Source organism: Teichococcus aerofrigidensis (assembly GCF_054073225.1).
In genome coordinates this window covers 1-9,936 of the sequence record NZ_JBSXMU010000112.1, presented here as the reverse complement: position 1 = coordinate 9,936, position 9,936 = coordinate 1, and the positions used below count along the sequence as shown (strand labels likewise).

Below are 9,936 nucleotides of genomic sequence, written 5' to 3'. Positions count from 1 at the left end.
GGGCGGGGGCGCCCCCGCCCGGCGGCCTCCCCTAGCGGGGGCCTCCCGGCTGGCGTGCCCGCCCGCGATGGAATATCTCCCCCGTCATGCGCTACATCTCCACCCGGGGCGAGGCCCCAGCCCGCGATTTCGAAGGCGTCCTGCTGGCCGGCCTCGCCGAGGATGGCGGGCTGTTCATGCCGGAGTCCTGGCCGCTGCTCTCCGCCGCCGAGTGGCGCGGCCTGCGCGGCCGGCCCTATGCCGAGGTGGCGGCGCACCTCATGGCGCCCTTCGCCGAAGGCGCGCTGGACCATGAGACCCTGCTGCGCCTGACCCGCGCCGCCTATTCCGGCTTCGGCCACGCCGCCACGGCCCCGCTGGTGCAGATCGAGCCGCGCCTCTTCGCGCTCGAGCTGTTCCATGGCCCGACGCTCGCCTTCAAGGACATGGCGATGCAGCTGCTGGGGCGGCTCTTCGACCATGCGCTGGAGAAGCGTGGCGAGCGCGTGACCATCATCGGCGCCACCTCGGGCGATACCGGTTCGGCCGCCATCGAGGCCTGCCGCGACCGCCGCGCGATCGACGTGGTCATCCTCCATCCCGAGGGCCGCACCTCCGAGGTGCAGCGGCGGCAGATGACCACCGTGCTCTCGCCCAATATCCGCAACATCGCCATCCAGGGCAGCTTCGACGACTGCCAGGACCTGGTGAAGGCGATGTTCAACGACGCGCCCTTCCGCCAGGAGATGCGGCTCTCGGCGGTGAACTCCATCAACTGGGCGCGCATCGCGGCGCAGGTGCCCTATTACGCCTATGCCGCCCTGGCGCTCGGCGCCCCGGACCGCCCGGTCGCGGTCTCGGTGCCCACCGGCAATTTCGGCAATGTGCTGGCCGCCTGGGTGGCCCGCCGCATGGGCCTGCCGATCGAGCGTCTGATCATCGGCGCCAACCGCAACGACATCCTGGCCCGCTTCCTGGCGGCGAACGACATGTCGATCCAGGGCGTGGCGCCGAGCCTCTCGCCCAGCATGGACATCCAGGTCTCGTCCAATTTCGAGCGGCTGCTCTTCGAGCTGCTGGGCCGCGACGCGGCGGCCACGGCCGGGATCATGCGCCGCTTCCGCGCCGAGGGCCGCATGCCAGTGCCCGACGCCGCCTGGCGCAAGGCGGCCGGCCTGTTCCATGGCTTCGCGCTGGACGATGAAGGCACGCTGGGCGAGATCCGCCGCCTGCATGCCGAGAGCGGCTATCTGGCCGATCCGCACACGGCGATCGGCACCGCCGCCGCGCGGGCGCACCTGCCGCCCGAGGGCATCCCGGTGATCGTCGCCGCAACGGCGCATCCGGCCAAGTTCCCGGACGCGGTGGAGCGCGCCACCGGCATCCGCCCGCCGCTGCCGGCGCGGATGGCCGATCTCTACGAGCGGGAAGAGCGCCTTTCCACCCTGCCCAACGCCCTGGCGGCGGTGGAGGAGGCGGTGCGGCAGCACGGGCGGCGCAACCGCGCGGACTGAGGGGCGGGCGCCTTCTCCCGCAGCGCGTCATGATGAGGGTCGCATCGCGGCGGTGCCGGCATTACATTGCGCGTAATGACCGCCTCTTCGCCTGCCATCCGATCGAACGCCCCCTCGGCCGCCGCGCCGGCGGGCGCCCCCGGCGGGCCGATCACAGGAACCCTCCTTATGTCTGAACCGGTGCGGCTGACGCGCCTGCCCAACGGGCTGACCATCGTCTCCGAGACCATGCCGCGGGTCGAGACCGTCTCGATCGGCGCCTATGTCCACGCCGGCACGCGGGACGAGACGGCGGCCGAGAACGGCGCCTCCCACTTCCTGGAGCACATGGCCTTCAAGGGCACGGCCCGGCGCGACGCCGCCTCCATCGCCCGCGAGATCGAGAATGTCGGCGGCCATCTCAACGCCTATACGGCGCGCGAGCAGACGGCCTACTACGCCAAGGTGCTGAAGGAGGACCTGCCGCTGGCGGCGGATATCCTCGGCGACATCCTGACCCATTCCACCTTCGTGCCGGAGGAGCTGGAGCGCGAGCGCGGCGTCATCCTGCAGGAGATCGGCCAGGCCAACGACACGCCGGACGACATCGTCTTCGACCACTTCCAGGCCACGGCCTTCCCCGACCAGCCGATGGGCCGGCCGACGCTGGGCACCGAGGCGGTGATCGGCGCCATGCCGCGCGAGGTGCTGACCGGCTATATGCGCCGCCACTACGGCCCGAGCCGCATGGTGGTCGCCGCCGCCGGAGCGCTGGAGCACGAGGCCCTGGTCTCCCTCGTGGAGCGCCACTTCGCCGACCTGCCGGTCGTCACGCCCACCGCCTCCGAGGTCGCGCGCTATGGCGGCGGCGAATTCCGCGAGGAGCGGGAGCTCGACCAGGTGCATGTCGTGCTCGGCTTCGAGGGGCCGGCCGTGGCGACGGCGATGCACTACCCGACCATGCTGCTCTCCACCCTGCTCGGCGGCGGCATGTCCTCGCGCCTGTTCCAGGAGATCCGCGAGCGGCGGGGACTGGTCTACTCGATCTATTCCTTCGCCCAGCCGTTCCGCGATGGCGGCCTCTTCGCCCTCTACGCCGGCACCGGCGAGGAGCAGGCGGCGGAGCTGGTGCCGGTGGCGCTGGAGGAACTGCGTCGCGTCCAGCACGACGTGACGGAGGAGGAGCTGGCGCGGGCCAAGGCGCAGCTGCGCGCCTCGGTGCTGATGTCGCTGGAATCCACCGGCAGCCGGTGCGAGCAGCTGGCGCGGCAGATCCAGGTGCATGGCCGCGTCATCCCGGCCGAGGAGACCAAGGCGAAGATCGCCGCGGTCACGGTCGAGCAGGTGCAGCAGGCGGCGGCGATGATCTTCCGCTCGCGGCCGACGCTGGCCGCCCTCGGCCCCGCCGGCAAGGTGCCCGGCCTGCCCGCCATCGCCGAGAAGCTGGCCGCATGAACCGGCTGGAGCGGCTGCAGGATCTGGTCCGTGCCGCCCGCTCCGCCGGAGCCGGCGCCGCCGACGCGCTGCTGGCCAGCGGCACCGCCCTCTCGGTGCAGCGGCGGCTCGGCCGGATCGAGCACCTGGAACGCTCCGAGGGGCTGGATCTGGGCCTCCGGGTCCTGGTCGGCGGGCGGCAGGCCATCGTCTCCACCACCGACCCCGACCCGCGTGGCTTCCAGGCCCTGGCCGAGCGGGCCGTCGCCATGGCGCGGGCCGTGCCGGAGGACCGCTTCGCCGGGCTTGGCGCATACCACCCCTTCCGCCCGCTCGACCTCGAGCTGGACGATCCCGCCGAGCCTGATGCCGACGCCCTACTGGCGCGTGCCGCCGCGGCGGAAGAGGCGGCGCTGGCCGTCCCGGGCGTGAGCAACAGCGAGGGCGCCGAGGCCGGTTTCTCCCGCACCGTCATCGCCCTCGTGACATCGGACGGCTTCGCCGGCGAGTATGCCCGCAGCGGCCATTCCCTCTCGGTGACGGCGCTGGCCGGCAGCGGCACGGGCATGGAGCGCGATTACGACTACAGCAGCGCGGTCCACCTGTCCGATCTTGAGGACCCCGCCAGCCTGGGCCGCGCGGCCGGCGAGCGCGCGGTGCGGCGGCTCCGCCCGGCCCGGCCGCGCACGGCCCGGCGCACGGTGGTCTATGATCCCCGCGTGGCCGGCTCGCTGGCCGCCCATCTCGCCGGGGCACTGAACGGCGCGGCGGTGGCGCGGGGCACGTCCTTCCTGCGCGACAGCATGGGGCAGCGGGTGCTGGCCGCCGGCCTCAGCCTGCGCGACGACCCGCTGCGCCGGCGCGGCCTGCGCTCCCGTCCCTTCGACGGGGAAGGGATGCCGGGCGCCGCCCTGGCGCTGGTCGAGGACGGGATCCTGGCGAGCTGGGTGCTGGACTGGCGCAGCGCCCGGCAACTGGGCCTCGCCTCCACCGGCCATGCCAGCCGCGGCATTTCCGGCCCCCCCGCGCCTTCCACCACGAACCTTTGGCTGGACGGCGGCAGCGGCACGCCGGAGGCCCTGATGGCCGATATCGGGGAGGGCCTCTACGTCACCGAGATGATCGGCTCCGGCGTGAACGGCGTCACCGGCGACTACAGCCGGGGCGCCTCCGGCTTCATGATCCGCGATGGAGAGCTGGCCGAGGCGGTCAGCGGCATCACCATCGCCGGCAATCTCAGGGAGATGTTCCTCAACATGGCGGCGGCCGGCGACCTCCGCTTCCGCCGGGGAACCGACGCGCCGACCCTGCGCGTCGAGGGGCTGACCGTCGCGGGCAGCTGAGGCCGGGCCGGGAGGGCGTCCCGGCCCCGCGTCGGTCAGGCCGCGCGAACCTCGGAGATGAAGCCGCGCACCTCGCCGCTCAGCCGCTCCGACTGACGCGACAGTTCGCCGGAGGCCGCCAGGACCTGGCTGGCCGCGGCGCCCGTGCTCTCGGCGCCATGGCTGACGGCGGCGATGGTCTCCGAGACGGCATTGGTGGCATGCGCCGTCTCCGTCACGGTGCGGGCGATCTCCGCCGTCGCGGCGCCCTGCTGCTCGACCGCCGAGGCGATGGCCACGGTGATGCTGCTCACGGCGTCGATGGTGCCAGTGATGGCCTGGATATCGTTCACCGCCTGCTGCGTCGCCGCCTGGATCTGCGCGATCTGGCTGCCGATCTCCTCGGTCGCCTTCGCGGTCTGCGCGGCCAGCGACTTCACCTCGCTCGCCACCACCGCGAAGCCCTTGCCGGCCTCGCCGGCCCGCGCCGCCTCGATCGTCGCGTTCAGCGCCAGCAGGTTGGTCTGCCCGGCGATGGTGCTGATCAGCCCCACCACCTCGCCGATCCGCGCCGCACCCTCGGCCAGGGCCCGCACCGTGGCGTCGGTGCGCTGCGCGTCCTGCACCGCGCGGGCGGTGACGCCGGTCGCCTGGCTGACCTGCCGGCTGATCTCGCCGATCGAGGCGGTCAGCTCCTCGGCGGCGGTGGCCACGGTCTGGACGCCGTGGCTGGCCTGGCGCGCGGCCTCCAGCACCGTGCCCGCCTGGCGCCCGGTATTACCGGCATTGCCGGTCATGGCGCGGGCGGTGGCCTCCAGCTCGGTCGAGGCGGAGGAGAGCATGCCCACCATGTCCCCCACCTTGCCCTCGAAGCGGGCCACCATCTCGCCCAGGGCGGCGGCGCGGCGCTCCTTGGCGGCGCGTTCGGCCTCCTGCGTGGCGGAGAGCGCATCGGCCTCGCGCAGCCCGGCGCGGCATTCGTCGAGCGCCCGGGCCATGTCGCCGATCTCGTCGCGCCGCCGCAGGGCGGGCAGCTCGAAGCCATAGTCGCGCCGCGCCAGGCGGCGCAGGGATTTGGAGAGGCACAGGACGTTGCGCGCCAGGTCACGGTCCAGCCAGCCCAGGCTGACGATCCCGATGGCCAGCGCCAGCAGCGCGCCGATCAGGGTGCCCCAGATCGCCCGTGTGAAGATCCGGTCCGCCTCCTGCGCCGCCGTGGCGGCGCCACGCTCATTGAAGGCGATCAGCGGCTCGAGGCTGTTGAAGACCTCGTTGACCGAGCGCGCCGAGGTATTGAAGGCCTGCCGGCCCTGCTCCGCCTCCATGTCGAGGATGAGGCCGACCTCGGTCTGATAGCGCCGGTAGGTCTGCCGGAAGATCTCGAAGAGGCGCCGCTCCTCGGCCTCGGTCAGGTGGGGCCGCAGGTCCTCCATCATCTGATGGACCTGCTCGCTCATGGCACGGACCTCGGTGCCGATCTGGCGGCGCTCGGCCGGATCCTCGCTGGCGATCTGCCGGGCGGTGCGGGTCCGCTCGCGGGAGATGGCGTATTGCAACTGGCTCAGCCGTTTGACGGCGGGCATCCAGTTGGTCTGGATATCGACCAGCCCGGCATTCACCTGGCGCAGCTCCAGCAGGCTGTAGCCGCTGTTGCAGATGCCGCAGATCAGCATGGCCCCCAAGGCAAGGATCACCTTGCTGCGGATGCTGAGCCCTTGCAGGAAAGAAACCATTATCCGTGACTCACGATGTGCGTGAGGCGGCATTAGAGGGGCTGGCGGTTAACAATCCGTGCCGGGCCCGGGGCACGGGGAGCCTTATTTCCCGGCGCCTTCCCCGCCGCTTTGGGCGAGGTGGCGGAATTCCCGGACCAGCCGCTCATAGACCGGCCGGCGAAACGCGACGACGATCCCCGGCAGGTCCTCCAGCCGCGCCCAGCGCCAGGCGTTGAACTCGGGATGCGGGTCGAGGTCCAGGCGGATCTCGGACTCCTCGCCCAGGAAGCGCAGGGCGAACCATTTCTGCTCCTGCCCCCGGAAGCGGCCCCGCAGCGCCTTGCCGATCAGCTCCGGCGGCAGGTCGTAGCGCAGCCAGTCCGCGACCTCGCCGATGATCTCGGCCTTCCCGGTGCCGATCTCCTCGGCCAGTTCCCGCAGCACCGCCGCGCGGGGATCCTCGCCCTCGTCCAGCCCGCCCTGCGGCAACTGCCAGGCCTCGGCCGCCACGTCGGCGCGGCGGGCGATCAGCACGCGGCCGTCGCGGTTGAACAGCACGGCGCCGACATTGCGGCGGTAGGGAAGGTCGGACATCGGCTAGTCGGTGCCTCGCGAAGCGGGGGTGCTGCCAGGAGGATAGGATCCTGGGGGATAGGTCAGGGCGCTGACCGGCGCCAGCACCAAGTCGCGCGCCGCAAGCCCCGCCGCCCAGCCGGCGATGGCATCGACCAGCAGCGGCGCGGGCTCCGCCGCCAGGCCCAGGGCATGGCCCCGGCGGCGGGCCAGGGCTTCCAGAAGGGCCAGCCGGCGATCCACCTCGCCCCGGGTCAGGGGCTCGTCCAGCACCAGATCCACGCTGGCGCCCCAGGCGGCGGCCGGCTCCGGCGCGCCGGGCCGGGCCTCGACATAGTAGAGGCCACGCTCGGCCAGGCTGTACTGGAGGGCCTCCAGCGGCGCCGCCTCAGCGGCGAAGCGCTCGCCGCGCCAGCCGCCGGTGGCGCCGATGGCGCCGGCATAGCCGCCGATGGCGCCGAGCGCGCGCAGCAGCCGCTCGCGGTTCTCGGCCGGCGACAGGCTGGCGCGCAGCAGGTCCGGGGCCGGGGGCATGCCGAGGGAATCGAGCGGCAGGGCCAGCAGCATCTCCATGCCGCGCTGGCGGGCCAGGGATTGCAACGCCCGCGCGCGGGGCAGGCGCGGGCTGAAGGCGGGCGTGACCTCGGCCGGCAGGCGGTGCAGCGCCGCCTCGGCCCGCTCGGCCACGAATCCCATGCCGATGACGAGCGCGATGCGCGGCCGGGTTTCTCCGGCGAGGAAGGGGCGGGCATAGACCTCCCTGGCCTCCCGCCCATCGCCGGCGCGGCGCGGGATCGCGCCGGCCGGGCCGGTCTCGAGCAGGTCCTCCAGGGGCGGGGGGATCGGGGCCGCCGCGCCGCCCCTGCCGTCACGCGGCGGCAGGGGCGGTGGCGAGGGGGCTTCCGGCAGGCCGGGCGGCGCCGGCGGTCCGACGGCAGGTTCGCTGACGGTCTCGCCGAAGGGCGGGGGATGGGGCGGGGGATGGGGCAGGGGATGCGGCGGCGAGGGCGCCTCGGCGGCTTCGGGGGGTGACGGCAACGGGGCCGGCATAGGTTCCGGCACCGCCGGCGCGGGGGCGCCTTGCGCTGGCGCGACCGGCTCCCGCCTGTCCTGGCGCGGCGGGGCCGGCTCGGCTGGGCCCAGGAGATGGAGCGTCAGCGCCGTTGCCGCCGCCGCCGTCGCCACCAGCGCCCAGAACACGCCCAGGGCCCGCCAGCCTATCCCTGTCCGGAAGGCGGGCCGGCGGGCATGACCGGACATGGCGCCCCCCGCCGACGCCCCGTGGCCTCAGCGCGCCGCGCGCCGCTGCGGGTCCGCCGCGGCCCAGGCGCGCAGCAGGCCCACCGCCTGCTGCAACTGGAAGTCGGTTTCCGGCTTGGTCGGGTCGAAGGACGGCGCGCCCTCGGGCGGCATCTTCTGCACCTTCTCGGCCACGCCGCCGGGCAGGTTCATCGGCGGCAGCGGGGCGGTGGGGTGGGTGTCATTGTCGTTGCGCAGCGCCTTGCGCAGATCCGCCTCGCGGTCCCGCAGCGGCGCATTGCCCTCCTCCCGCGTCGCCAGCACCTCGATGTCGGGGGTGATGCCGAGCGCCTGGATCGAGCGGCCGGAGGGCGTGTAGTAGCGCGCCGTGGTCAGGCGGATGGCGCCATTGCCGGGGATCGGCATGACGGTCTGGACGCTGCCCTTGCCGAAGGACTTGGTGCCCAGCACGATCGCACGGCGGTGGTCCTGCAGGGCGCCGGCGACGATCTCGCTGGCCGAGGCCGAGCCGCCATTGACCAGCACCACGATCCTGAAGCCCTCGGCGATGTCGCCCGGCTTGGCGTTCCAGCGCTGGCCGTCCTCCGGGCGGCGGGCGCGGGTGGAGACGATCTCGCCGCGGTCCAGGAAGTCGTCCGCCACCTGCACCGCCTGATCCAGCAGGCCGCCCGGATTGTTGCGCAGATCCAGGATGACGCCCTTCAGGTTGTTGCCGGCCTGCTGCTTCATGGTGCTGAGGGCGCGCCGCAGCGCCGTGTCCGTCTGCTCGTTGAAGGAGGAGAGGCGGACATAGGCCACATCCTCGCCCTCGATCCGGAAACGGGCGACCTGCGGGCGGATGACGTCGCGGGTGATGGCCAGCTCGAGCGGCGCGTCGGTGCCGGGGCGGCGGATGGTGATCTTGATGGTGCTGCCGCGCTCGCCCCGCATCTGGTCGACCGCTTCCTGCAGGCTGAGACCCTGCACGGAATTGCCGTTCAGATGCGTGATCAGATCGCCCGGCTTGACCCCGGCCTTGGCCGCCGGCGTGTCGTCGATCGGGCTGATCACCTTGACGTAGCCGCCCTCCTGGCTGACCTCGATGCCGAGGCCGCCGAACTCGCCCCGCGTCTGCACCTGCATGTCGCGGAAGGAGCGGGCGTTCATGTAGCTGCTGTGCGGGTCGAGGCCCTGCAGCATTCCGTTGATGGCGGATTCGATGACATCGCGGTCGTTCACCGGCTCGACATACTCGGCGCGGACGCGCTCGAAGACATCGCCGAACAGGTTGAGCAGCCGGTAGGTCTCGGCATTGCGGCCGGCCTCCTGCGCGATGGCGGAGACGATCGGCGGCGCCACCACCGGCCCCAGCACGGCACCGGCGGCGAAGGCCGCCGCCACCATACCCACCGTGCGCAATCCCGACTTCATGCGGTGACGCTTCATGCGGTCAACGATCCTTTCGTCGCGGCCCTACAGCCTGGCCATAGCGGCCGTTACCCGTGGCGCCAACCCGGTGACACCGGCCGGAGATCCTTCCCAGGATCTTCCGGGCCCGGCGCCATCCCATTCCATCCGTCCCGCCGCGCCGCCTCCGCCATGGGCGAAGCCTGCCGGACCCGGGCGGACAGTACCGCGATTCCACCTGCCGGGGGCAAACTGAAACCTTTCTGAACAGTCAGATGGACATGGTCACCCTCGCCCGCGGTACCAACTCTTCGGATCGACCGGCTGACCCTTCCGGCGCAGCTCGACATACAGATTGGCCCGGCCCGAATCCTCCGCCGCGCCAAGCTGCCCCACCGCCTCGCCCGCCACCACGCGGGCGCCGAGCCTGGCATCCAGCCGGTCCATCCCGGCGAGCACGAAATGGTAGCCGCCGCCGCAATCGACAATCAACAGCTGGCCATAGCTGCGGAACGGACCGGCGAAGGCGATACTGCCGCCGCAGGGGCTCACCACCCGCGCGCCAGCCGGCGCGGCATAGGTCAGGCCACGCGAAGGGCCGCCCGCGCCGCCTTCGCCGAAGTCCCGCGTGATGCGTCCCGCCACCGGCTGCGCGCGGCCGGCGCTAGGTCGGGGGGCGCTGGGGCGGGGGGCGGAGGGCGGCGGGGTGCGGGCGGCCTGCTCCCGCCGCGCCTGCTCGCGCTCCCGAAGCACCTCGCGCTCGCGCTCCAGGGC

Annotated in this window: 8 protein-coding genes; 3 read left to right on the top strand and 5 right to left on the bottom strand. The window is 72.9% G+C overall.

Annotation, left to right across the window (positions count from 1 at the left end; all coding sequences use genetic code 11):
• Window positions 1–86 precede the first annotated feature (86 nt).
• The 3 genes from thrC to ACVMLK_RS17265 all read left to right on the top strand — a co-directional run bounded on the left by thrC (window position 87) and on the right by ACVMLK_RS17265 (window position 4,249).
• Window positions 87–1,493 carry a threonine synthase gene (gene thrC / locus ACVMLK_RS17275; protein WP_198366532.1) on the top strand — a complete coding sequence of 469 codons (1,407 nt, stop codon included), beginning with the start codon at window positions 87–89 and terminating at the stop codon, window positions 1,491–1,493.
• Window positions 1,494–1,661: 168 nt separating this feature from the next.
• Window positions 1,662–2,927: a M16 family metallopeptidase gene (locus ACVMLK_RS17270; protein WP_198366533.1), complete on the top strand. Its 1,266-nt coding sequence runs from the start codon at window positions 1,662–1,664 to the stop codon at window positions 2,925–2,927.
• Complete coding sequence (locus ACVMLK_RS17265; RefSeq protein WP_457487107.1) at window positions 2,924–4,249, top strand: TldD/PmbA family protein; 1,326 nt, start codon at window positions 2,924–2,926, stop codon at window positions 4,247–4,249. The genes ACVMLK_RS17270 and ACVMLK_RS17265 overlap by 4 nt, the downstream gene beginning before the upstream one ends.
• A gap of 35 nt (window positions 4,250–4,284) precedes the next feature.
• Here the strand turns inward: ACVMLK_RS17265 and ACVMLK_RS17260 are convergent, their stop codons facing one another.
• The 5 genes from ACVMLK_RS17260 to ACVMLK_RS17240 form a co-directional block, all read right to left on the bottom strand.
• Window positions 4,285–5,961, bottom strand: coding sequence for a methyl-accepting chemotaxis protein (locus tag ACVMLK_RS17260; protein WP_457487106.1), 1,677 nt, complete (start codon window positions 5,959–5,961; stop codon window positions 4,285–4,287).
• Window positions 5,962–6,045: 84 nt separating this feature from the next.
• Window positions 6,046–6,537, bottom strand: a complete 492-nt coding sequence (locus ACVMLK_RS17255; protein ID WP_198366536.1) for an RNA pyrophosphohydrolase — start codon at window positions 6,535–6,537, stop codon at window positions 6,046–6,048.
• Between the two features lie 3 nt (window positions 6,538–6,540).
• Entirely contained in the window at window positions 6,541–7,554 is a 1,014-nt protein-coding gene (locus ACVMLK_RS17250) for a divergent polysaccharide deacetylase family protein (protein ID WP_457487105.1), read from the bottom strand.
• A 249-nt stretch (window positions 7,555–7,803) separates the two neighbouring features.
• A complete protein-coding gene (locus ACVMLK_RS17245) occupies window positions 7,804–9,201 on the bottom strand; it encodes a S41 family peptidase (protein ID WP_457487104.1) in 1,398 nt (465 codons plus the stop codon).
• Between the two features lie 246 nt (window positions 9,202–9,447).
• The coding region (locus ACVMLK_RS17240) for a murein hydrolase activator EnvC family protein (RefSeq protein WP_457487103.1) at window positions 9,448–9,936 on the bottom strand (489 nt) is incomplete at its 5' end.

Bases quoted from the DNA above. Each gene is read 5' to 3' on its own strand.
- ACVMLK_RS17270 (WP_198366533.1), top strand. From the start codon at position 1,662: ATGTCTGAACCGGTGCGGCTGACGCGCCTGCCCAACGGGCTGACCATC.
- ACVMLK_RS17245 (WP_457487104.1), bottom strand. From the start codon at position 9,201: ATGAAGCGTCACCGCATGAAGTCGGGATTGCGCACGGTGGGTATGGTG.
- ACVMLK_RS17255 (WP_198366536.1), bottom strand. From the start codon at position 6,537: ATGTCCGACCTTCCCTACCGCCGCAATGTCGGCGCCGTGCTGTTCAAC.
- thrC (WP_198366532.1), top strand. From the start codon at position 87: ATGCGCTACATCTCCACCCGGGGCGAGGCCCCAGCCCGCGATTTCGAA.
- ACVMLK_RS17260 (WP_457487106.1), bottom strand. From the start codon at position 5,961: ATGGTTTCTTTCCTGCAAGGGCTCAGCATCCGCAGCAAGGTGATCCTT.
- ACVMLK_RS17265 (WP_457487107.1), top strand. From the start codon at position 2,924: ATGAACCGGCTGGAGCGGCTGCAGGATCTGGTCCGTGCCGCCCGCTCC.